Source organism: Tateyamaria algicola (assembly GCF_047715485.1).
GTDB lineage: Bacteria > Pseudomonadota > Alphaproteobacteria > Rhodobacterales > Rhodobacteraceae > Tateyamaria.
In genome coordinates, this window is sequence record NZ_CP180422.1 from 3,663,359 (window position 1) to 3,685,241 (window position 21,883).

Annotated in this window: 18 protein-coding genes; 12 read left to right on the forward strand and 6 right to left on the reverse strand. The window is 62.4% G+C overall.

Annotation, left to right across the window (positions count from 1 at the left end; all coding sequences use genetic code 11):
• The first annotated feature begins 28 nt into the window (after positions 1-28).
• Positions 29-808 carry a gamma-glutamyl-gamma-aminobutyrate hydrolase family protein gene (locus tag ACMHLQ_RS20535; RefSeq protein WP_415402530.1) on the forward strand — a complete coding sequence of 260 codons (780 nt, stop codon included), beginning with the start codon at positions 29-31 and terminating at the stop codon, positions 806-808.
• Between the two features lie 46 nt (positions 809-854).
• Positions 855-1,421 carry an REP-associated tyrosine transposase gene (locus ACMHLQ_RS20540; protein WP_415402531.1) on the forward strand — a complete coding sequence of 189 codons (567 nt, stop codon included), beginning with the start codon at positions 855-857 and terminating at the stop codon, positions 1,419-1,421.
• A 76-nt stretch (positions 1,422-1,497) separates the two neighbouring features.
• On the opposite strand, the gene ACMHLQ_RS20545 is transcribed toward ACMHLQ_RS20540, so the two are convergent.
• Positions 1,498-2,295, reverse strand: coding sequence for an SDR family NAD(P)-dependent oxidoreductase (locus ACMHLQ_RS20545; RefSeq protein WP_415402532.1), 798 nt, complete (start codon positions 2,293-2,295; stop codon positions 1,498-1,500).
• Positions 2,296-2,422: 127 nt separating this feature from the next.
• Between ACMHLQ_RS20545 and ACMHLQ_RS20550 the strand changes: the two genes are divergently transcribed.
• From ACMHLQ_RS20550 to ACMHLQ_RS20570, 5 genes are all read left to right on the forward strand, one after another.
• Entirely contained in the window at positions 2,423-2,875 is a 453-nt protein-coding gene (locus ACMHLQ_RS20550; protein ID WP_415402533.1) for a methyltransferase family protein, read from the forward strand.
• Between the two features lie 145 nt (positions 2,876-3,020).
• The gene (locus ACMHLQ_RS20555; protein ID WP_415402534.1) at positions 3,021-4,595 is read left to right on the forward strand and encodes a Re/Si-specific NAD(P)(+) transhydrogenase subunit alpha; all 1,575 of its coding nucleotides are present in this window, start codon (positions 3,021-3,023) and stop codon (positions 4,593-4,595) included.
• A gap of 13 nt (positions 4,596-4,608) precedes the next feature.
• Positions 4,609-6,105: an NAD(P)(+) transhydrogenase (Re/Si-specific) subunit beta gene (locus ACMHLQ_RS20560; protein WP_415402535.1), complete on the forward strand. Its 1,497-nt coding sequence runs from the start codon at positions 4,609-4,611 to the stop codon at positions 6,103-6,105.
• A 129-nt stretch (positions 6,106-6,234) separates the two neighbouring features.
• The gene (locus ACMHLQ_RS20565; RefSeq protein WP_415402536.1) at positions 6,235-7,101 is read left to right on the forward strand and encodes a hypothetical protein; all 867 of its coding nucleotides are present in this window, start codon (positions 6,235-6,237) and stop codon (positions 7,099-7,101) included.
• Between the two features lie 111 nt (positions 7,102-7,212).
• Positions 7,213-8,496: a DUF3422 family protein gene (locus tag ACMHLQ_RS20570; protein ID WP_415402537.1), complete on the forward strand. Its 1,284-nt coding sequence runs from the start codon at positions 7,213-7,215 to the stop codon at positions 8,494-8,496.
• 102 nt (positions 8,497-8,598) lie between these two features.
• Here the strand turns inward: ACMHLQ_RS20570 and ACMHLQ_RS20575 are convergent, their stop codons facing one another.
• The 3 genes from ACMHLQ_RS20575 to ACMHLQ_RS20585 all read right to left on the reverse strand — a co-directional run bounded on the left by ACMHLQ_RS20575 (position 8,599) and on the right by ACMHLQ_RS20585 (position 12,417).
• Positions 8,599-9,573, reverse strand: a complete 975-nt coding sequence (locus ACMHLQ_RS20575; protein ID WP_415402538.1) for an ABC transporter permease — start codon at positions 9,571-9,573, stop codon at positions 8,599-8,601.
• Complete coding sequence (locus tag ACMHLQ_RS20580; protein WP_415402539.1) at positions 9,566-10,573, reverse strand: ABC transporter permease; 1,008 nt, start codon at positions 10,571-10,573, stop codon at positions 9,566-9,568. Before ACMHLQ_RS20580 ends, ACMHLQ_RS20575 begins: the two co-directional genes overlap by 8 nt.
• A gap of 140 nt (positions 10,574-10,713) precedes the next feature.
• Positions 10,714-12,417: a peptide ABC transporter substrate-binding protein gene (locus tag ACMHLQ_RS20585; protein WP_415402540.1), complete on the reverse strand. Its 1,704-nt coding sequence runs from the start codon at positions 12,415-12,417 to the stop codon at positions 10,714-10,716.
• Between the two features lie 295 nt (positions 12,418-12,712).
• Here ACMHLQ_RS20585 and ACMHLQ_RS20590 point away from each other — a divergent pair, with 295 nt between their 5' ends.
• The 5 genes from ACMHLQ_RS20590 to ACMHLQ_RS20610 all read left to right on the forward strand — a co-directional run bounded on the left by ACMHLQ_RS20590 (position 12,713) and on the right by ACMHLQ_RS20610 (position 19,534).
• A complete protein-coding gene (locus ACMHLQ_RS20590) occupies positions 12,713-14,545 on the forward strand; it encodes an ABC transporter ATP-binding protein (protein WP_415402541.1) in 1,833 nt (610 codons plus the stop codon).
• A gap of 1 nt (position 14,546) precedes the next feature.
• Entirely contained in the window at positions 14,547-15,707 is a 1,161-nt protein-coding gene (gene argE / locus ACMHLQ_RS20595) for an acetylornithine deacetylase (RefSeq protein ID WP_415402542.1), read from the forward strand.
• Between the two features lie 81 nt (positions 15,708-15,788).
• Positions 15,789-17,132 (forward strand): NAD(P)/FAD-dependent oxidoreductase, encoded by a 1,344-nt coding sequence (locus ACMHLQ_RS20600; RefSeq protein WP_415402543.1) that lies wholly within the window; start codon positions 15,789-15,791, stop codon positions 17,130-17,132.
• 47 nt (positions 17,133-17,179) lie between these two features.
• Complete coding sequence (locus ACMHLQ_RS20605; RefSeq protein WP_415402544.1) at positions 17,180-18,346, forward strand: M20 aminoacylase family protein; 1,167 nt, start codon at positions 17,180-17,182, stop codon at positions 18,344-18,346.
• Positions 18,347-18,367: 21 nt separating this feature from the next.
• Complete coding sequence (locus ACMHLQ_RS20610) at positions 18,368-19,534, forward strand: M20 aminoacylase family protein (RefSeq protein WP_415402545.1); 1,167 nt, start codon at positions 18,368-18,370, stop codon at positions 19,532-19,534.
• A gap of 7 nt (positions 19,535-19,541) precedes the next feature.
• Here the strand turns inward: ACMHLQ_RS20610 and ACMHLQ_RS20615 are convergent, their stop codons facing one another.
• Together ACMHLQ_RS20615 and ACMHLQ_RS20620 are read right to left on the reverse strand one after the other, a co-directional pair.
• A complete protein-coding gene (locus tag ACMHLQ_RS20615) occupies positions 19,542-20,591 on the reverse strand; it encodes a glycosyltransferase family 4 protein (protein WP_415402546.1) in 1,050 nt (349 codons plus the stop codon).
• A complete protein-coding gene (locus tag ACMHLQ_RS20620; protein WP_415402547.1) occupies positions 20,584-21,879 on the reverse strand; it encodes a 3-deoxy-D-manno-octulosonic acid transferase in 1,296 nt (431 codons plus the stop codon). The genes ACMHLQ_RS20615 and ACMHLQ_RS20620 overlap by 8 nt, the downstream gene beginning before the upstream one ends.
• Positions 21,880-21,883: the final 4 nt, after the last annotated feature.

The window sequence follows — 21,883 nt, forward strand, 5'->3', positions numbered from 1 at the left end:
CGGTGGTACGACATCAGACGAGGATTCCATGGCCCGCCCCATTATCGGTATCATTTCCAACCACCACGTCATCAATGACGAATACGAGGTGCAGGCCGCTGGCCTGATCAACATCTCGGCAGTGGCAGATGTGGCCGAGGGCTTGCCCCTTTTGGTGCCCGCAGAGCCTGACAAGGTGCGGTTGGAAGACCTGCTGGAACATTGCGCGGGCTTTGTCTTTACCGGCGGGCGCGCCAATGTGCACCCGGAAGAATATGGCGAAGAACCCACGGACGCCCATGGTGCCTTTGATCGCAAGCGCGACGCGGTCACCTTGCCCCTGATCCGGGCACTGGTAGAACGCGGCCAGCCCCTGTTGGGTATTTGTCGCGGCTTTCAGGAGGTCAACGTGGCGATGGGTGGCTCGCTCTATCCCGAAATTCGCGATTTGCCCGGACGTGACAACCACCGCATGCCCCCCGATGGTACGTTGGAGGAAAAGTTCGCGCTGCGCCACGACGTGACCTTCAGCGACGGCGGTGTGTTCCACCAGTTGATGGGCACGCGCTCGGTTCCGACCAATACGTTGCACGGGCAGGGCATCAAGAAAGCAGGGCCGCGTGTGGTGGTGGACGGCCACGCACCCGATGGCACGCCCGAGGCTGTTTATATCGAAGGGGCGCCCGGCTTTACGCTTTCGGTGCAGTGGCATCCCGAGTGGAACGCGAGCGCCGATCCAGTATCTCGCCCGCTGTTTGAAGCCTTTGGCGCAGCTTGCGCCGACTGGGCAGATGGGCGGCGCGCCCGACCAATGCTGCGCACAGCCTGAGCCACGCTTAAACAGGTGTTAACCAAAACGCGCATAGCGTTTGGGGATGCCAAGCTATATCCGCACACGCCGCCCCGGGGGCACCTATTTCTTCACCGCGCGCACGGCGCGCCGCGGCTCGGACATTCTGGTGCAAGAAATCGACGCCTTGCGCAATGCGGTGCGCCTGACGCGCGCTCGCTATCCGTTCGAGATTGATGAGATCGTCGTGTTGGGCGACGTGATCCACACGCTATGGACCTTGCCCGAGGGGGACAGCGACTATTCCGTGCGCTGGCGGATGCTGAAAAGCCTGTTCTCGCGGGCCTGCCCAGCGCCGGAGATGGGGCAGAGTATGAAACTGCGTCCCGGTGAAAAGGGGATCTGGCAACGTCGATTCTGGGAACATGCGATCCGGAATGCAGACGATCTGGCAGCGCACCGCCGCATGATCTTTTCTGCGCCGGTGCAGGCCGGTTTGGTGCGCAGGCCGACAGATTGGCCGCATTCCTCGATCCACAGGGCAGTGGTGCGCGGCACCTACGATCCGAATGTGCCGGTGGGCGACGCTTTCACTCCGGCGGTGGGGCGCACGACACGTGCGCCTTACGGGGTCGCAACATCTGCCATGTAAGGCGGAGCTGTGCTCCGCCCCTGCTACGGTTGCCAGCGCAACACGGGCCCGTTGGTAAGGCGGATCTTGATCCGCCTTACGCTGTCTGACCGCCCGCGATTTGAATGCACTGCCCGTTGATGCTGCCCGATCCCGGGCCGACGAGCCAAAGCGCGGCGGCTGCGACTTCTTCAACGTCGATCAGGCGCTTGTGCCGGTTCGCATCGATCATCACCTGCCGTGCGTCTTGCGCGCTCATCCCGGTCCGCTGTGCAATTGCGGCCTCGTTCCGGGTCACAATCGGGGTGTCCACATATCCGGGGCAGAGCGCGTTGAAGGTAAATGGCTGGCCCATGTAATCTTCGGAAAGTGACCGTATCAGCCCGATCAACCCGTGTTTCGAGGCTGCATAGGCCGCAGCCCCCGGCAGCCCGCGCAGACCGGCAATCGAGGATACGGCGATCACGCGCCCCCAATCGGTGCCACGCATGCCGGGCAGGCATTCACGGATGGTCAGGAACGCGCCATCGAGATTGGTGGACATCGTGTCGCGCCAAAATGCCATGTCGGTCTTGTGCAGCGCGCGCCCCTCGGCGACCCCCGCGTTGGGAACGCAAATCTGCACCGGGCCACGGGCCGCGACCGCATCCGCGATCACGCCGCACACCGATGCCTCATCCCTCACATCCATGGCCGCGCCGAACAGTCCGTCCCCTGCGACTTCGTCCAGCACCTGCTGTCGGCGGCCTGTGATCGTGACAAGCGCGCCCTGTTCGGCCAAAGCCCGGGCAATGGCGAGCCCGATGCCTGTGCCGCCACCTGTGACCAGCGCATGTTTTCCTGCGAGTGTGCTTTGTTGTTCCAAGTCTAGCCCTCCGGTGCTGCCGTGTTGCATCTTGCGCCCGCATCGCCCAAGGAACAACCACGTTGACGCCCTGCGCGCGGCACGCTGACGCGCTGCGGCGTCACATCGTTGACAGGATGACCATGCTGGTCGCACCATGGCCGGACAGGACAAATTTATGAAAAATGTACTCGATATTCCGCCCGTCTGGTTGGTCGTCGCCCTTTTTCTGGCGTGGTGCCAGGGCCGCTTTTTTCCGCTGGGGATGAGTGTGGATGGCCCTGTGACCCAGGCGATGGCGGGTTTGTTCATCGGGGCAGGGGTGATCCTGATCGGCGCGGCCGCGCTGGAGTTTCGCCGCCACCGGACCACGATCATTCCCCATCAGACACCTGCGCATCTGGTCACAACCGGCGTATTCGCGCGCAGCCGAAATCCGATCTATCTGGGCGATGCCCTGTTGCTGACCGGCTTCATCTTGCGCTTTGACGCGGTGCCGTCGCTCGTGCTGGTGCCGATATTCGTCTGGTGGATCGAACGGCACTTCATCGTGCCCGAAGAAGACCGGATGCGGCGCGAATTTCGTGCCGAATTTGCCCGCTACGAATTAAAAGTGCGCCGGTGGGTTTGAATCTTTCCACTTCTTTCGCGGTTGACGTGGGTGCGGTTCTTGTAACTCGGGACCGGGGACGTTAGTGGACACCGGTGCGCGGCGCGCCATATTTCCAGATCGCCGCGCCTTAAACGTCTGCAGTAAGCATGGGGGACTGCTCCGCATGAAGATCGGAACACCAAAAGAAACATTTGCCGGTGAGCGCCGGGTCGCGATGACCCCGGACAGCGCCACGGCCCTTCAAAAGCTGGGGCATGACTGTGTCGTGGAAACGGGCGCAGGTCTGGAAGCCGGTTTTGCGGATGCAGACTACAAGGCCGCTGGCGTCGAGGTGGTCAAGACCGCTGCGGCCCTTTGGAAGGCGGCCGATGTGGTCGCCAAGGTGCGCGCACCCGACGCGACCGAGATGAAGCGCCTGCGCGAAGGGCAGACGCTGATTTCCTTCTTCAGCCCCGTCGCGGACGAGGACAAGATGCAGGCCGCCGCCAAGAAGGGCGCGACGGTCATTGCGATGGAGATGATCCCGCGCATCAGCCGCGCCCAGAAGATGGACGCGCTGAGCTCGATGGCCAACATCGCGGGATACCGCGCCGTGATCGAGGCAGGCAACAACTTTGGCCGCTTCTTTACCGGTCAGATCACAGCCGCGGGCAAGGTGCCCCCGGCCAAGGTGCTGGTTGTGGGTGCGGGGGTGGCCGGATTGGCCGCCATCGGCACATCGACCAGCCTGGGTGCGATTACATATGCCTTTGACGTGCGCCCCGAAGTGGCCGAGCAGGTCGAGAGCATGGGGGCCGAGTTCGTCTACCTCGATTTCGAGGAAGAGCAGACAGACGGGGCGGCCACGGGTGGATATGCCTCCGTGTCCTCGCCTGAGTTCCGCGAGGCGCAACTGGCCAAGTTCCGCGAGTTGGCACCCGAAGTCGACATCGTGATCACCACGGCCCTGATCCCCAACCGCGAAGCACCCGAGTTGTGGACCGAGGACATGGTTGCGGCAATGAAACCCGGTTCCGTCATCGTGGACCTTGCGGCCGAAAAGGGCGGCAACTGCAAGCTGACCGTGATGGACGAAAAGATCGTCACAGACAACGGGGTGACCATCATCGGCTACACCGACTTCCCCAGCCGGATGTCGACGCAGGCCTCGAGCCTCTATGCCACCAACATCCGCCACCTGATGACGGACCTGACGCCGGAAAAAGACGGCGTGATCAATCACGACATGGAAGATGACGTTATCCGGGGTGCCACCATCGCGCACGCTCAGGAGGTCACGTTCCCGCCGCCACCACCCAAGGTGGCCGCCATTGCGGCAGCCCCGAAGAAAGAAGCGCCCAAGGAGCTGACGGCAGAGGAAAAGCGCGCACAGGAAGTTGCGGAGTTCAAGAAGCAGACCCAGACGCAAGTGGGCCTTTTGGCGCTTGGTGCGGTGCTGGTTCTGGCGGTCGGCCTCGTCGCGCCTGCCTCGTTCATGCAGCACTTTATCGTCTTCATTCTGTCCGTCTTTATCGGTTTCCAGGTGATCTGGGGTGTGGCGCACAGCCTGCACACGCCGCTGATGGCGGTGACGAATGCGATTTCGTCGATCATCATTCTGGGTGCACTGATCCAGGTCGGATCGTCCTCGCTGCTGATCACGCTGCTCGCAGCGCTTGGTATCTTCATGGCCGCCGTGAACATCTTCGGCGGTTTCCTCGTGACACGGCGCATGCTCGCCATGTTCCAGAAATCGTAAGGGAGCCGGTCACATGGAATTCGGATTTACGATTGCGGCCTATGCTGTGGCCGCCGTTCTTTTCATCTTGTCCCTTGGGGGCTTGAGCGGGCAGGAAAGCGCGAAACGCGCGGTGTGGTATGGCATTGCCGGTATGGCGATTGCCGTCATCGCTACGCTGACAGGACCGGGGCAGGGCCTTTGGCTGGCCTCGCTCGTCTTGATCGCGGGCGGTGCTGCCGTCGGCTATCAACTGGCGACCAAGGTGCAGATGACGCAGATGCCCGAACTGGTGGCGATCATGCACTCGCTGGTTGGTCTGGCGGCTGTGTTCGTGGGCTTTAACGCGGACATCATGATCAACAACATCGACGGTATCTACGCCGCCAACGATCTGGTCATGGGCGCGGTGGGTGCGGATGGCTACACAGCCATCGGCCTGCCCAAAGAGGTGCATGACGGTCTGTCCTCCTTCGGGCAGTTGATTGCCAAGAAATCCTCGGTCGAGATCACCATTCTGAAGGTCGAACTGGTGCTGGGCATCTGGATCGGTGCGGTCACCTTTACCGGTTCGATCATCGCCTATGGCAAGTTGGCCGGGCGCGTGGATTCTGCGGCCAAGAAGCTGCCGGGGGGACACCTGCTGAACGCGGGGGCCGCGGCCCTGTCGGTGTTGTTCGCGATCCTCTACTTTGGCGGTTCGGGCAGCTTCATGCTGGTTCTGCTGACCATATTGGCGCTGTTCATCGGCTATCACCTGATCATGGGCATTGGCGGCGCGGACATGCCCGTCGTTGTATCCATGCTCAACAGCTACTCCGGCTGGGCGGCGGCGGCCATCGGCTTCAGCCTTGGCAACGATCTGCTGATCGTGGTCGGCGCGCTAGTGGGTTCGTCCGGTGCGATCTTGTCCTACATCATGTGTAAGGCGATGAACCGGTCCTTCGTGTCCGTGATCCTGGGCGGCTTTGGCGGCCCTGCGGGTGAGCAGATGGCCGTGGAAGGCGAACAGATCGCGATCGAGGCGGACGGCGTTGCCACGGCCCTGAACGAGGCCGACAGCATCGTCATCATCCCCGGGTATGGCATGGCCGTGGCGCAAGCCCAGCAGGGCGTGGCCGAGTTGACGCGCAAGCTGCGCGCAGCCGGAAAGACCGTGCGGTTCGCGATTCACCCGGTTGCGGGACGTCTGCCCGGGCACATGAACGTGCTCTTGGCCGAGGCCAAGGTGCCCTATGACATCGTGCTTGAGATGGACGAGATCAACGATGACTTCCCGGACACGGATGTGGCCATCGTCATCGGATCGAACGACATCGTGAACCCGGCGGCCCAGGACGATCCAAACAGCCCCATCGCCGGTATGCCGGTGCTGGAATGCTGGAAGGCCAAGCAGGTGTTCGTGTCCAAGCGCGGGCAGGGCACGGGCTATTCCGGCATCGAGAACCCGCTGTTCTTCAAGGACAACACGCGCATGTTCTATGGCGATGCCAAGGCGTCCATCGACAAGCTGTTGCCGATGATCGACTGACGCGCGTCGACGGAACGAAAATTGGGGGCGTGCCTGTCGGGTGCGCCCCTTTTTCATGCGCGCCTGCGTGGCCTGACACGGTGCGGGAATCGCGCTAGGGTCGCAGCGCTTGTGGTTGATGAGGCGGGCATGGCCGTGACCCTTTTGAAATCCATATTGGAGGCCTCGGCCAAGTCCGGGCGACAGGGTTTCATCCGCAACATGCCGCGCCACTGCGCGGTGTTCATGCCACGCTCGTCCAAGCTGATGGTCACCTTCGATCACTTCGGTTCCGTCAATTCGGAACCGCCGCGCATGCCCTGGGGGCACAAGCTGGCCGAGGAAATGGGCTGGTCGCATCTGGGCAACATGACCAAGCAAAACGACTGGTTTCGCCACAAGGACATGTTCGCGCTTTACCGCGAATTGCGGCAGGGCAAGTTCTTTGCGGATTTTGAAGAGGTGGTGTTTTACGGCGCGTCCATGGGCGGCTATGCGGCATGCGCCTTTTCCATCGTGCATCCCGGCGCACGCGTGGTGGCGATTTCACCGCAAACGACCTTGCGCCAGTCACTTGTCCCGTTCGAAACGCGATTTCCCGGCGGGCGCAAGCTGGGCCAATGGTCGGGCCCGTGGGTCGATGCGGCCCAGACCATAAAGCGCGCGGCCAGCGTGAAGTTGATTTATGACCCTTGGTGGGGGGCGGATGCGGCCCACGCCGCGCGTATGACCGGCCGCAGGGTCATGCACTATCACACGCCATTCATGCGCCACCGTGTGCCGCAGCATTTCAAGGCGATGGGGCTGATGTCGACGGTGGCAAGCCGGGCGATCAAGGGTGGTTTGAACCCGGTGAAGTTTCGCAGGCTCTTGCGTAAACGCCATCGCGATCCGGGATATGTGCGCGCCCTTCTGGAACTGGCACAGGCCAAGGGGCACGGCGCACTGGTGGCGCGTGTTCTGGATCGTGCCGATCTGCCCCTGTCGGCACAGGCGCGGGCGGCGTTGGCGGCCTGAGGCTGCGCTGCATACCATTGCATTCCGTTAACGCATTGAAAATCTTGAAAAAAGAGTTTTGATTTGCACCGGTTTCGGATTATCTGACGACAAAGAACATTCGGAGCACTCATGGCCCCCATCGAAGATCACCCGCTGCGCTACAGGCTGGCCAACGAGTTGCATGCGCGCCCGTTTCCGTCGATGCGGGCGCCATGTGCGGCGGCCTATGTCGCGTTCAAGCAGCCCGAGATGGCGGCCAACCGGGACCGCGCGGCGGATGTTTTGCACCTTCAGCAGTTGCTTGACCGCCACGGCGCGCCCCATCCTCAACCCGGGGCCACGCACTATTATGGCCAGATCGGGCGGCACTGGCTGAAATGGGAACAGCACACCGAATTCGTGACCTACACCATCTTTTCCGAAGGGGTGGAGGACCGCCCCTTTGATCCGCGCGCCTTTGATCCCTTTCCGCAGGACTGGATGGAACAGGCACCCGGCCAGCGCGTTACCTCGATCCTGATCCGCGTGGAACAGCGCAAGTCGCCCGAACAGATGCGTGAACGGCTAAGCGAGTGGTTCGTGCCCGAAAGCCTCGCCGTGAGCACGGTGCTTGAAGATGCGGCCATCATGGCGGGGGATTTCCGCATTGATCAGAATGGGCACATGAGATTTGCCGTCTTCGCCTCGGAAGGCACCGGGCAGCGGCGCATGGGCCGCATCGTACAGCGCCTGTGCGAGATCGAGACCTACAAGTCCATGTCCATGCTGGGCTTTGCCCGCGTGCGGGGGATGGGCGCGCAACTGGGCGCGCTGGACACACGGCTGACCGAACTGGTGGAAAGCATGTCCACCGAAGGATCAAAGGCCGAAGAAACCTTGCAGGCCCTGCTGGCGATTTCGGCCGAGCTGGAGACGCTGTCGGCACAATCCTCGTTCCGGTTTGGCGCGACCTGGGCCTATGAGGCCATCGTGAACGAGCGTATCGCGGCGCTGCGCGAAGACCGATACGAGGGCCGGCAAACGTTCCGCGAATTCATGATCCGCCGCTACCAGCCCGCGATGCGCACCGTGCGTTCGGCCCAGGAGCGGTTGGATGCGATGTCGGCCCGCGGCGTGCGTGCCGCGAACTTGCTGCGGACACGGGTGGATGTGGAACGCTCGGCCCAGAACCAGGCCCTGCTGGAAAGCATGGACAAACGCTCCGATCTCCAGCTTCGTCTGCAGCGCACTGTCGAGGGGCTTTCGGTGGTGGCGATCAGCTATTATGCGGTGTCGCTGGCGGGGTACCTTCTGTACCCGTTGGAAGCGCCCACAGGTCTGTCAAAGAACATGCTGACGGCCATCGTCACGCTGCCTGTCGTGTTCCTGGTATGGGGCCTCGTGCGCCAGTTGCGCCGGTCGGTCGAGAAATAGGGGCGGTGACATGTAAGGCGCAGGTGTCCTGCGCCTTTTGTTCTGAACGTTTCAGCGGTGTTGCAAAGATTTGGTAAGGCGGACGTGTCGTCCGCCCCCTGTTCAGCGTCCGCGAATGCGCGGATCAAGCGCGTCGCGCAAGCCATCGCCAAGGTAGTTCACCCCAAGCACGGTCAGCGAGATCAGGATACCGGGCAGGATCACCCGTTCGGGATACTGTTCCATCCGTTGTACAGAGTCCGCCAGCAACTTGCCCCATGTCGGAAAGTCGGACGGGAAGCCGACCCCGAGGAAGGACAGCGCACTTTCGGTGATGATCGCCGTGGCCAGTCCCAGCGTGGCAGAGACCATGATGGGAGAGATCACGTTTGGCAGCAGGTGACGCGTGATGATCGAACGTGAGGTGGTGCCGATGCTACGCGCCGCCAGGATGAACTCACGTTCCTTCAGCGCCAGAATGTCGCCGCGCACGATGCGCGCGGTTTGCATCCAGGACGTCAGGCCAATGACGCCCACGATCAGGATGAACATGCCCCCTTCGGGTCCGAAGTTTGCGCGCAATGGTTCGCGGAACAGGGTGACGGCCACCAGCAGCAGGGGCAGGATAGGCAGTGACAGCACAAGGTCGGTAAAACGCATCAGCCAGAAATCGGCCTTTTTGAAATAGCCCGACACGACGCCCACGGCCGTGCCGATGACCAGCGCCAGCACCATGGCGGCCCAGCCCACGGCCATTGAGGCGCGTCCGCCCGCGATCAGGCTGGCGAGGATGTCGCGGCCCAGGTTGTCGGTGCCAAGGGGGCGGAACCATCCGACCTTGGCCGTACTGTCCCAGAGGGCGACATAGATCGGCCGCATGTCCTTGTTGCGGATGTCGAGCTTTTGCGGATCGACCGTCCAGATGTAGGGGCCCAGGATCACGGCCAGGGTGATGAACACCAGGAACCCGCCGCCGAACAGCGCGCCCTTGTGGTGCTTGAACTGGTCCCAGACGTCCTTCCACTGGCTGCGCGGGGCCTTGGGCGGTTCCTTGTCCTGGAGCGCGGCGTAGGGGTCTGTAGAGGCGGAATCAGTCATAGCGGATCCTCGGGTCGAGCACGCCGTAGAGCACGTCAGCGATGAGGTTGAAGAGCACGATCAGGATCGCGAAGATAAAGGTCAGTGTCATCACCATGGGGATGTCATTGGCAAAGAGCGCGGTCAGCAGCAACTGCCCGATCCCGTTCACCTTGAACACATTCTCCGTGATGATGGCCCCGCCAAAGATGGCGGGCACGCCGAGAGCAATGACCGTGATCACTGGGATCATCGAGTTGCGCAGCACGTGGACCATGACGACCGCACCTTCGCGCAGACCTTTGGCACGGGCCGTGCGCACGTAGTCCTGGCTGAGGTTGTCGAGCATGGAGGAGCGCATGTAGCGGCTAAGCTGGGCGGTGGTTTGCAGTGCCAGCACCATCACGGGCATGATCATCTGCATGAACTGCACTTTGAAACTGGCCCAGTCCGTGACCACGTGTGTGGTGTTATAGATCGAGGGGAACCAGCCCAACTGGACCGAGAACACCACGATCAGCAGGGGGCCGGTGAAGAAGGGCGGGATCGAAAAGCCGATCATGGTGATGAACGTGCCGGACTGGTCGAAGACCGAATACTGGCGATAGGCCGAATAGATGCCGATGGGCAGGGCAATCAGGATACCGACCACATAGGACAGGCCGACAACCCACAGGGTCTGCGGGATGCGCTGGACCACGATGTCCATGACGGGGCTGCGGGTCTGCCAGGAGATCACGCGCAGCTTGCCTTCGGAAAACGAGGTGCCGAACCAGTGATCGAACAGCACCTGCGGTTCGATCCAGAAGAATTGCACGATCCATTTCCAGTACTGGACGTGGATGGGTTGGCCGAGGCCAAGCGCTTCGCGCATTTTCTCTTTGACCTCCGGGGGGACGGTCAGGGGCACCTGCGCCATGGGATCACCCGGCGCGAGTTGCAGCAGCAGAAAAATGACGAGGCTGATGAACAAAAGCGTCGGGATCGACAGGATCAACCGGCGGATTGTGAAGGTCAGCATGAGTGGGCCAGTCCTTTTGCGGAGGTCTTGTTTTTTGGCTGTTGGAGGCGGACGACACGTCCGCCTTACGAAAGTATGGAGAGGGGGGCGGTCAGCGCAGGCCGACCGCCCTGAAAGGCGGAGTTAACTCCGCCTTACGATCACTTGATACGGTACCAATCGGCCGCGTTCCAGATTTCGCTGTCCCAGACGTTCAGGATCACGCCACCCAGGGAGTTCGCGTGCGCCGACACCCGACCACGGTGCACAAGCGGCACGATGGTGAATGTGTCTTTGGTCAGCATGTTGTTCATCTTGATCGCGATTTCCGCACGTTTTTCGATCTCGCCGGTGCGGGCAAGTTCGTCGATCAGTGCGTCATATTCGGGATCGCAGAAACGGTTGATGTTTTCACCCTGCCACTGGCTGGCAGGCTTGGGTTCACCGCCGCAACGGTAGGCCGCCAGGTACTGCTGGGGGTCGGTGCCGTTGAAGGTGTTGGCGTACATTTCCACGTCCGCATAGAACTTCTGGAACGTGTCGGGCGAGCCTGGGTCACCACCGAAGAAGACGGAGGCATCGAGGTTGCGCAGCTCGGTTTCAACGCCGATCTCGCTCCACCACTGCTTGATCAGCGCCTGGAAGTCCTGACGGACGGCGTTGGTCGAGGTCTGGTAGAGGATGCTGAGTTCGACGCCATCCTTGTCGCGGATGCCGTTGCCGTTGCTGTCGACCCAACCGGCCTCGTCCAGCAGCGCCTTGGCGCCTTCGATATCCTGTGTGGCGCAGTGCATGTCGCCCGAGGCGAACATTTCCGGCGCAGGCACGAGGTCGCAGGTGACTTTACCCGCTTTGCCATAGCCGACTTCGACCAGCAGGGGGCGGTCAATGGCCATCGACAGCGCCTTGCGCACGTTGATGTCGCTCAGGAAGGGGTGGGGATGCGCGACGGTCGACCGCTCGCCCTCAGGCAGGCTGGGCGAGGGATCGGTCATGTTCATCTCGATCCGTTCCACCAGCGGGCCGAAGCCTGCGATGGCCTTGCCCTTGCCAGCCGATTCCATGCGCGCGATCACGTCGGGCGCCAACTGGAGGTTCCAAGCATAGTCGAATTCACCGGTTTCAAGAACCGAACGGCCCGCCGCGGCTGCATCGCCGCCGCCCTTGAACGTCACCTTGGCAAAGGCAGGTTTGGCCGGATCGCGGTAGTTCTGGTTGGCCGAGAACTGGATCACGTCATTGGGGCGGAAATCGTCCACAACAAACGGGCCGGTGCCGATGGGATTAAAGTTGGCCTCGGTGCATTCGGGGGCCTTGGCGCCAAGACAGTCGGCAAACTGAGCCGCCTGGATGATGGGCGATTGGCCGCCCACGAATGGGCCGTAGGGGTTGGGTTTGGGCTGGTTGAACGTCACTTTGACGGTCATGTCGTCCAGCGCCTCGACGTTTTCGACGCCGTCAAAGAAGGCCGCCTGAGCACAGCCGCCTTCGGGATGCATGCAGTAATCTGCGGTAAACTTCACATCTGCCGATGTCACGGGCGTGCCGTCGGACCACACCATCCCGTCGGCGATTTTCCATGTGATCGTTGTCAGGTCTTCGCTCACACCGCCGTTTTCCACGGTCGGGATCTCGGCAGCCAGGAAGGGGACCATAATGCCCACTTCGTTGTAGCGCGCGAGGGGTTCAACCACGAGGCTGGCCGATTCCACATCCTTGGTCCCGCCCGAGAGGTAGGGGTTCAGAATGGACGGGGCCTGCCAATAGATAATGCTGACTTCGCCGTCTGCTCCGCGCTCGGCAAAAGCAGCCGGCGCAAGCGCGGCAGTCGCCACAGCACCCATAAGAAGGGATTTCAGTGTCATGTCATACTCCTTGTTGGATGGCGGGTGTGCCCGCGCATCAATCGCGCACCACGTTAGCCGCGGTGCTTTCTTGTCCTCGGGGGCAATGACGCAGCAAACGATGTAACCCACGGTTTCGCCGCGATTTTTACTCTTGGCCCCCCAAGCGCACGCCAATATCGAAACAGACTTTGGCGAAAATGCAAGCGTTGCGTGCGGTCAATCGCGAAAATCTCACGCTTAGGTTTGACAGTGCCGAAGGCTTCGCCCACTCTTTGAGACAACTGGGTCAAAAAGGCTCAAAACGGGGGTAAACATGCTCGATCATTCCGGCGCCACGCCAATTGCCGACATTCAGGGGCTGCGGGTTGAATTCCAGACCAAGGATGGTCCGGTTGTCGGTGTCGAGGACGTGTCTTTTGTCGTCAATCCGGGCGAAACCGTTTGTATCGTTGGGGAATCCGGGTCGGGCAAGTCGGTATCATCCCTGTCATTGATGCGGCTGGTAGAGTTCGGGGGCGGTGAAATCGCGGGCGGGCGCCTGATGTTCAACCGCAAGGATGCCGATCCTGTCGATCTGGCCGCGACCGATCAGGAGCTGATGCGCACGATCCGCGGCAACGAAATCGGGATGATCTTTCAAGAACCGATGACCGCCCTGAACCCTGTGTTCACCGTGGGCCGCCAACTGACCGAGGGGTTGCGCCTGCACAAGGGCCTGAGCAAGGCCAAGGCCGAAGAACGCGCTCTCAACCTCATGCAGCAGGTGCGCATTCCAGAACCCGAGCGGCGGCTCAAGCAATATCCGCACGAGTTGTCCGGCGGTATGCGCCAGCGGGTCGTGATCGCCATGGCTTTGGCCTGCGAGCCGCGCCTGCTTATCGCGGATGAGCCGACAACCGCGCTGGATGTGACCATCCAAGCCGAAATCCTTGCCCTCATGGACCGCCTCAAGCGCGAGACGGGAACGGCGGTGATGTTCATCACCCATGACATGGCCGTGGTCGCCCAGATGGCAGACCGCGTGGTCGTGATGTTCCGCGGCAACAAGGTCGAGGAAGGTCCGGTCGCCGAGATTTTCGAGAACCCGCAGCATCCCTACACCAAGGCGTTGCTGGCGGCTGTGCCCAAGCTGGGCGAGATGAGCGGCAAGCGCTATCCCGAGCCGATGAAGCTGATGGGCCGTGATCAGGACGAGATCAAACCGATCGCCGGCACCGAAGAGCCGCTGTTGGAGGTCAAGGGCCTGACCACGCGCTTTCCCGTGCGGGGCGGGTTCTTTCGCCGCCTCGTTGCGAATGTGCATGCGGTCGAGGATGTGTCCTTTACCATCAACAAGGGCCAGACACTCAGCCTTGTGGGCGAGTCGGGCTGCGGCAAGTCATCGGCAGGCCGTTCGATCCTGCGTCTGGTCGAACCCATGGCGGGCGAAATCAGGCTGGATGGCAAAGACATCATGGCCCTGAACGAGCGCGATTTGCGCACGGCGCGCATCGACATGCAGATGATCTTTCAGGATCCGTTTGCCTCGCTCAATCCGCAGATGCAGTTGGCCGATCAGGTGGCCGAGCCGATGCACAACTTTGGCATGTTCAAGGGCGAAGAGGGCACCAAGCGGGTCGAGATGCTGTTTGACCGGGTCGAGTTGCCGCGCAGTTTCATGCGCCGCTTTCCGCACGAACTCTCGGGCGGGCAGCGCCAGCGCGTCGCCATCGCGCGCGCCCTTGCGCTGAACCCCAAGCTGATCATCGCGGACGAGGCCGTGTCGGCACTGGACGTGTCGGTGCAGGCGCAGGTGTTGAACCTTATGATGGAATTGCAGGCGGATATGGGCCTTTCTTTCCTCTTCATCAGTCACGACATGGCCGTGGTCGAGCGTGTGAGCCACCATGTGGGCGTGATGTATCTGGGCCGCATCGTCGAGATGGGGCCGCGTGCCCGCGTCTTCGAGAACCCGCAGCACCCATACACGCAGGCGCTGATGAAGGCGGTGCCGATTGCCGACCCGCGCCAGCGCAAGGCCGAGAAGGATCTGAATTTCAAACCGATCCCGTCGCCGATCCATCCGGTCGACTACGATCCTGCACCTTCTGAATATGATGAGGTTGAGACGGGGCATTTCGTGCTCACCACCGACAGCGGCTACTGAAATGCCCACCCGCCTGACCCCGCTGGAGTTGATGACCAAGCTCATCAGCTTTCCCACTGTGAGCCGAGACACCAACCTGCCGCTGGTGGATTGGGTCGAGGACTACCTCGACAGCCATGGCATCACCGTGCACCGCTACTATCACCGCGATCAGCCCAAGGCGGCGCTGTTCGCCCATGTGGGCCCCGAGATCGATGGGGCGGTCGTGTTGTCGGGGCACACGGACGTGGTGCCGGTCGACGGCCAGCCCTGGGATACGGACCCGTTTGTCGTGACCGAGAAGGACGGCAAGTATTTCGGGCGCGGCACCTGTGATATGAAGGGCTATGACGCGCTCGCGCTTTGGGCGCTGATCGAGGCGCATCACGCCGGGGTGTCCACACCCATGCAGGTGGCACTGAGTTTTGACGAAGAGATTGGATGCCTTGGTGCGCCGCCCATGATCGCGGCGATGCAAGGCGTGGTGCCCAAGGGTGGCCCGGTGATTGTGGGTGAGCCATCGATGATGAAGGCGGTCACGGGGCACAAGGGCGGGCAGGGCTTTGACACGCATGTGATCGGGTTCGAGGTGCATTCATCGCTGTTGCCGCAAGGCGTGAGCGCGATCCTGGAAGGCGCAAAGATCATCGACTTTGCCAATCACCGCAATGCAGAGAACATGGCCGCCACGCCCTCTGCGCTGGCCGCGATGTTCGATCCGCCCTTTACCACATGGCATGTGGGGCAGGTGTCGGGCGGCACAGCCCACAACATCACGGCCAAGGATTGCAAATTCTCGATGGATTTCCGTGCGGTGCCCGGTGACGATGTGGTCGCGCTGAAAGAGGCATATTTGGCCCATGTGGCCGAGATCGAGCGGGGGATGCAGGCCATTCACCCGGACACGCGGGTCGACATAGAAACCCGGTTCGATGTGCCTCCGCTACAGCCCGAAGAGGGTGGGGCGGCAGAAGCCCTGGTGCGTGCACTTACGGGTGACAACGGCACGCATGTGGTCAGCTACGGCACCGAGGCTGGGCAGTTTCAGGCGGCGGGGTACTCTGCCGTCGTGTGTGGGCCGGGTGACATCGCGCAGGCCCATCAGCCCAATGAGTTCATCACCGTTGCGCAGTTCGAAGCGGGCCATGCGTTCATGCGCGATCTTGTGGCGCGTCTGGTGTGACGGCTGGCCGGGACTGTTTTGGCCGATGGCCAAAATGCGCCCACCCGCCGACCCAGTGGCGCTGAGCGGAAAGGGAGTGCTGTGACGTTTCCCATTCATGCAGAAAGCCCGGTGACCTGGCCAGGTCCGCATCCCGCAGAGGCGGATGTGGTCGTGATCGGCGGTGGCGTGATCGGTGTGTGCACCGCCCTTTATCTCGCGCGGGGCGGGCACCGGGTGGTGCTGCTCGAAAAGGGCCGCATTGCGGGCGAGCAATCCAGCCGCAATTGGGGCTGGATTCGTCAGCAGGGGCGTGATCCGGACGAGTTGCCGATCATGATCGAGGCCAATCGGTTGTGGAGTGAGTTGGCGCAGGACACGAATGTCGATTTCGGCCTGACGACCGGCGGCGTCACCTATCTGGCCGAGACGGACAAGGCGATGGAAAGCTATGGCGCCTGGTTGCCCCATGCGCAGGCGCATGGTGTTGACAGCCGACTGCTTAGCGGTGCGGAGACGGCTGCGCTGATCCCCGGCATGGCGCGCAGCTACAAGGGGGCGCTGTATACCGCGTCGGACATGCGGGCGGAACCTTGGGTGGCGGTGCCCGCTCTGGCCGGGATCGCAGCGCGCGCCGGTGTGCAGATCGCGGAGAACTGTGCCGTGCGTGCCCTCGACATCGCGGGTGGTCGGGTGGCAGGCGTAGTGACGGAGCAGGGTCGCATCGCTGCGCCCGAAGTGGTGCTGGCAGGTGGCGCCTGGTCTGCCTTGTTCCTGCGCCGCCACGGCATTGCCTTGCCGCAATTATCAGTGCGCGCGACGGTGGCCGCAACAGCACCCTTGCCCATGGTCTATCCGGGTGGCGGCGCGGATGATCGCATTGCCTTTCGTCCCCGCGCCGATGGTGGATACTCTTTGGCTGCTGGCGGATTTCATGAGCTGTTTGTGGGGCCTGATGCCTTTCGGGCGCTGCCCAAGTACCTCGCCCAACTCAAGGCCGACCCGTTTGGCACGCGGTTTCTGCCGTCCGCACCACGCGGGTTTCCTGATGCCTGGGGCACGCCGCGCCAATGGGCCGAAAACGCAGCAAGCCCGTTTGAGCGGATGCGTGTGTTGAACCCTGCACCCAACGCGCGCAAGGTCGCCGCACTGACGCGTGACTTTGCGGCGCTCTTTCCAGATATTGGCAAGGTCGAGATCAAAACTGCCTGGGCAGGCATGATCGACACGATGCCCGATGTGGTGCCATTAGTGGACCGGGTGGCCGCCTTGCCCGGGCTGACAGTGGGCACGGGGATGAGCGGGCACGGCTTTGGCATCGGCCCGGGCATGGGGCGAGTGCTTGCGGCTCTGGTCACTGGCGACGCGGTAGGCCATGATCTGACCAGATTCCGGATGGGCCGGTTCTCGGATGGCAGTGCGATCCGGATTGGCCCCTCGGTCTGACGCGCTATCTCATCGCACAGAGCAGAGTTTCAAAAAGAGGACGCAAGATGCCGATCAAGAACAGACTGGCCGAGACGCATGCCGAGATCACGGGCTGGCGGCATCACATCCACGCCCATCCCGAACTCGGGTTTGAAGAGCACGAAACATCGGCCTTTGTTGCGGGCAAGCTGCGCGACGTCGGTGTGGACGAGATGGTGACCGGTGTGGCGCAAACCGGGATCGTTGCGGTGATCAAGGGGCGTACGGACACCAAGGGGCGCGTGATTGGCCTGCGCGCGGATATGGATGCGCTGCCCATCCTCGAGGCGAGCGGTGTGGATTTCGTATCGCAAAACCCAGGTGTCATGCATGCCTGCGGCCATGATGGGCACACGTCGATCCTGTTGGGGGCTGCGCAATACCTTGCGGAGACGCGCAATTTCGATGGCACGGTCGTGCTGCTGTTCCAACCTGCCGAAGAGGGCGGCGGCGGGGGCCGCGAGATGGTCAACGAGGGCGTGATGGACCGCTGGGGCGTGCAGGAGGTTTATGGCCTGCACAACATGCCCGGCCTGCCCACCGGGCAATTCGCGATCCGCACCGGTCCGCTGTTGGCCTCGGCTGACGAGTTCGAGGTACATGTGACGGGCAAGGGCGGGCATGCGGCGGCCCCGCACGAGGCGCTTGATCCCAATGTGACGGCGGCCCACATCATCCTTGGCCTGCAAAGCATCGCCAGCCGCAATGTCGACCCGCTGCAGTCGGCCGTTGTGTCAGTCTGCGCGCTGCATTCGGATGTGGACACGCACAACGTCATTCCACAAACGACGCGGATGACAGGCACCGTCCGCGCGCTGGATGCAGAGGTGCGCGAGATGGCAGAGGGGCGGGTGCATACCATCGCGCGTGCCACGGCTGAGGCCTATGGGTGCCATGCCGAGGTCACCTATACCCGTGGCTATCCCGTAACGATCAATCACCCCGATCACACCGACTATGCTGCGGCAGCGGCGCGCGCGGTTGCGGGAGACGTCATCACCGACACTCCGCCCATCATGGCAGCCGAAGACTTCTCCTATATGCTGGAGGCGCGGCCCGGCGCCTACATCATGCTGGGCAATGGCGACAATGGCACGTTGCACCACCCGGAATACCGCTTTGACGACGATGCGATCCCGGCCGGGTGCAGCTGGTTTGTCGAGCTTGTCGAACAACGCATGCCCGCGCAGTAAACGCCTCAGAAAGGACACCCCATGCCGATCAAGAACCGCTTTGCCGAGATGCATGACGATATCACCGCCTGGCGGCGTGACATCCATCAGCACCCCGAGATCCTCTTTGAGACCCACCGCACCAGCGCGCTGGTGGCGGACAAGTTGCGCGCCTTTGGCTGCGAAGAGGTTGTCGAAGGGATCGGGCGCACCGGCGTTGTCGGCGTGATCAAGGGCAAGGCGGGGACATCCGGCAAGGTGATCGGGCTGCGCGCGGATATGGATGCGCTGCCGATCCATGAACAAACCGGTGTCGAATACGCGTCGAAAACCGCGAATGCGATGCATGCCTGCGGGCATGACGGGCACACGGCCATGTTGCTGGGGGCGGCGCAATACCTTGCCGAGACGCGCAATTTCGACGGCACGGTCGTGGTGATCTTTCAGCCTGCCGAAGAGGGCGGCGGTGGGGGCCGCGAGATGTGCAATGACGGGATGATGGAGCGGTGGGGCATCGACGAAGTCTATGGCATGCACAACTGGCCCGGTCGCCCGGTGGGTGAATTTGCCATCCGTCCGGGGCCATTCTTTGCCGCGACCGATCTGCTCGAGATCGAGTTCGAGGGCCTGGGCGGTCATGCGGCCAAGCCACAAGAGACGGTTGATACGACCTTGATGGCCTCGCATGCGGTCACTGCACTGCAATCCATCGTCAGCCGGAACGCGGATCCGATTGACCGGATCGTGGTGTCCATCACCTCGTTCGAGACGTCTTCCAAGGCCTTCAACGTGATCCCTCAAAAGGTGTCGATCATGGGCACTGTGCGCACCATGTCGCCCGAGATGCGTGATCTGGCCGAAAAGCGCGTGACCGAGATTTGCGAGGGCATCGCAGGCACATTTGGCGGCGTGGCGCGCGTCGACTACCAGCGCAATTACCCGGTGATGGTGAACCACGACGCGCAAACCGAATTCGCAGCCCAGGTCGCGCGCTCAGTATCGGGGCAATGTGATGAGGCGCCGTTGGTGATGGGGGGCGAGGATTTCGCCTTTATGCTCGAAGAGCGGCCGGGCGCCTACATTCTGGTCGGTAATGGCGACACGGCCATGGTCCATCACCCTGAATACAACTTCAATGACGAGGCGATTCCGGCGGGCTGTTCCTGGTGGGCCGAGATTGTGGAGCAACGCCTGCCACTGGCGGGCTGAGCGCGGCTCAGGCCTTTAATAGCTGGCGGTAGATCGCGATGATCGCGTCTGCCTCTTGTTGCAGCTGAAAGTGGTCAAGCATGTGCTGGCGCGCATTCCTTGACCACGCGGCCAGCTTGACCGGGCTGGACAGCAGTGCGTTTGCGGCGCTGTGCATCTGGTCGATATCCCCTGCGTCGATCAGGGTACCCGTCTTGCCATCCTCGATCAGTTCCTCGAACGCGCCGACGCGGGTTGCGATGGCGGGCGCACCGCAGGCCATCGCCTCGAGCGGGGTCAGCCCAAAACCTTCCCACCGTTGCGGGGCGATGTAGATGTCGAGCGCCTGGTAGAATTTCGGTGTTTCCCAAACGGGCACTTCGGGCAGGAACAACAAACGGTCCGAAAGGCCAGCGGCCTGCACCCGCGCCTTGAGGTCATCCAAAAACGCCTGATCCTTGTCCACCGCGCGCCCCATGACAATGGCGCTGGCGTTCGGGTGCTCAGGAAGCAAACGGATCATTGCATCGACAAAGACGTCCGTGCCCTTTTGCGCACGGATGCGCCCGAAACAGCCCATCAGGGGCCCATCCGGCAGGCTCAGTTCAGCGCGCAGGGCCGCCCTGTCAGGGTGGGGCGCAAAGGAGTCAGTGTCGATCCCATGGTGGATGACAGTCGCGGGGCGTTCGAGATAGGCGGCTGTCTTGGCAGAGGTCGCGATCACCGCGTCCATACGTTTGATCAGCGCCTTGGTCAGACCCGTATGATGGCGCTGGCTGGCCGAGGTGAACAGCAATTTCACCTGCTTGCGCAGCAGGTGTTTGAGGGCGAGGCCCGCGATCATCTCGACATTGCGCCGGGCGTGCCAGACACGCTGCCCGTGAGGGCCACGCCGGGGCATGGTCAGCAGACGTGTCCAACTGACATTGGGCACATGGTCGGGCATTTCGGGCGCACAAGCAGTGATCGCGACGCTGCGCGCCTGCAAGGGCACCAGCCGGATCACGGTAGAGGTCACCCCCGACAAACGGCGTTTGAAATTCGGGGCAATGACATCGATGTCGGCGAGATCAGGCATGTGACCCCATAGCGTGCGCATCCGCCATTGAGAAGAGTTGCGCGGCCAACTCTGCCAGAACGGTGTCGCCGGACTGCGCAAGGGGGCGCGCATTGGCCGCCAGTTGCGCCGCCCGGCTGGGATGGGTCAGCAAGTCGTGAACTGCGCTGCCGAGCGTTGCCGCATCCGCGACTTCAACACTTGCGTCTTTCATCGCAAAGGCGGCGTAGGTCTCGGCAAAATTGCGGTAATTAGGCCCGTGCAGGATCGCCGTGTGGGCCGCGGCGGGTTCGAAGGGCGTGTGGCCACCGACATCCGTGAACGACCCACCCAGAAAGACGATAGGGCTGAGGGAATACCACAGATCGGTCTCGCCCATCGTGTCGGCCAGGTAGACTTGCGCGCCGTCCCCAAAGTTGCCGCCTGTGCTGCGCCGGGCGACACTGAGGTCGGCAGAGGCGACAAGGTCCATGACCTCTGGCGCACGTTCAGGATGGCGCGGGACCAGGATCAGGCACAAGGAAGGGTGCGTGGCCAACAGCGACTTATGGGCCTCTAGCACCATCTCCTCTTCGCCCGGATGGGTCGAGGCGGCGACCCAGATGGACCGCCCGTTCAGGGCCGCGTGCCCCTTTGCAACCGTGGCCGCGTCCACCCTGGGCGGCCCCACCAGCGATTTGAGATTTGCACCTTGCTGGGCAAAGTTGAGGCCCATGGCCCGCAGGTGATCGCGGCTGCGTCCATCCTGGCAATGCGCCATGCGGATGCCGCGCAGGACGTAGCCCGCAGTGCTTGGAAACCGCTTCCAGCCTTGCGCGCTCTTGTCGGACAGGCGCGCATTGAGCAGGGCCACCGGAATGTCGGCAGTTGCGCAGGTGTCCAGCAGGTTCGGCCACAATTCGGATTCCACAAGCACGCAAAGGTCTGGCCGCCAGTGCCGCAAGAAACGGCGCAAGGGGCCGGTGCCATCCAGTGGGCTGAACTGATGGATTGCTCCACCGGGCAGGCGATCCGCGACCGCCTGCGCAGACGTTGCCGTGCCGGATGTGAGCAAAAGGCGCGTGTCCGGGTGGTCTTGTGCCATGCGGGCCATCAGGGGCAGGACCGACTTTGCCTCGCCCACACTTGCGCCGTGAAACCAGATCAGCGGGCCATAGCTGCGCTCGGCGGTGGCGTGGCCCAGCCGTTCGTGGGCGCGATCAATGCTGATACCGCCCGCGCGCAGCTTGTTCACGGCACGACGGGCCGCAAAGGGCAGGGCAAGCGCCGCACCGGCCTTGTAGAGGTAAAACAGGGCCGTGGGCCGCATGTGG

Bases quoted from the DNA above. Each gene is read 5' to 3' on its own strand.
- ACMHLQ_RS20605 (WP_415402544.1), top strand. From the start codon at position 17,180: ATGCCGATCAAGAACAGACTGGCCGAGACGCATGCCGAGATCACGGGC.
- ACMHLQ_RS20590 (WP_415402541.1), top strand. From the start codon at position 12,713: ATGCTCGATCATTCCGGCGCCACGCCAATTGCCGACATTCAGGGGCTG.
- ACMHLQ_RS20535 (WP_415402530.1), top strand. From the start codon at position 29: ATGGCCCGCCCCATTATCGGTATCATTTCCAACCACCACGTCATCAAT.
- ACMHLQ_RS20585 (WP_415402540.1), bottom strand. From the start codon at position 12,417: ATGACACTGAAATCCCTTCTTATGGGTGCTGTGGCGACTGCCGCGCTT.
- ACMHLQ_RS20555 (WP_415402534.1), top strand. From the start codon at position 3,021: ATGAAGATCGGAACACCAAAAGAAACATTTGCCGGTGAGCGCCGGGTC.
- ACMHLQ_RS20565 (WP_415402536.1), top strand. From the start codon at position 6,235: ATGGCCGTGACCCTTTTGAAATCCATATTGGAGGCCTCGGCCAAGTCC.
- argE (WP_415402542.1), top strand. From the start codon at position 14,547: ATGCCCACCCGCCTGACCCCGCTGGAGTTGATGACCAAGCTCATCAGC.
- ACMHLQ_RS20610 (WP_415402545.1), top strand. From the start codon at position 18,368: ATGCCGATCAAGAACCGCTTTGCCGAGATGCATGACGATATCACCGCC.
- ACMHLQ_RS20540 (WP_415402531.1), top strand. From the start codon at position 855: ATGCCAAGCTATATCCGCACACGCCGCCCCGGGGGCACCTATTTCTTC.
- ACMHLQ_RS20580 (WP_415402539.1), bottom strand. From the start codon at position 10,573: ATGCTGACCTTCACAATCCGCCGGTTGATCCTGTCGATCCCGACGCTT.
- ACMHLQ_RS20575 (WP_415402538.1), bottom strand. From the start codon at position 9,573: ATGACTGATTCCGCCTCTACAGACCCCTACGCCGCGCTCCAGGACAAG.
- ACMHLQ_RS20550 (WP_415402533.1), top strand. From the start codon at position 2,423: ATGAAAAATGTACTCGATATTCCGCCCGTCTGGTTGGTCGTCGCCCTT.
- ACMHLQ_RS20570 (WP_415402537.1), top strand. From the start codon at position 7,213: ATGGCCCCCATCGAAGATCACCCGCTGCGCTACAGGCTGGCCAACGAG.
- ACMHLQ_RS20545 (WP_415402532.1), bottom strand. From the start codon at position 2,295: ATGCAACACGGCAGCACCGGAGGGCTAGACTTGGAACAACAAAGCACA.
- ACMHLQ_RS20620 (WP_415402547.1), bottom strand. From the start codon at position 21,879: ATGCGGCCCACGGCCCTGTTTTACCTCTACAAGGCCGGTGCGGCGCTT.
- ACMHLQ_RS20560 (WP_415402535.1), top strand. From the start codon at position 4,609: ATGGAATTCGGATTTACGATTGCGGCCTATGCTGTGGCCGCCGTTCTT.
- ACMHLQ_RS20615 (WP_415402546.1), bottom strand. From the start codon at position 20,591: ATGCCTGATCTCGCCGACATCGATGTCATTGCCCCGAATTTCAAACGC.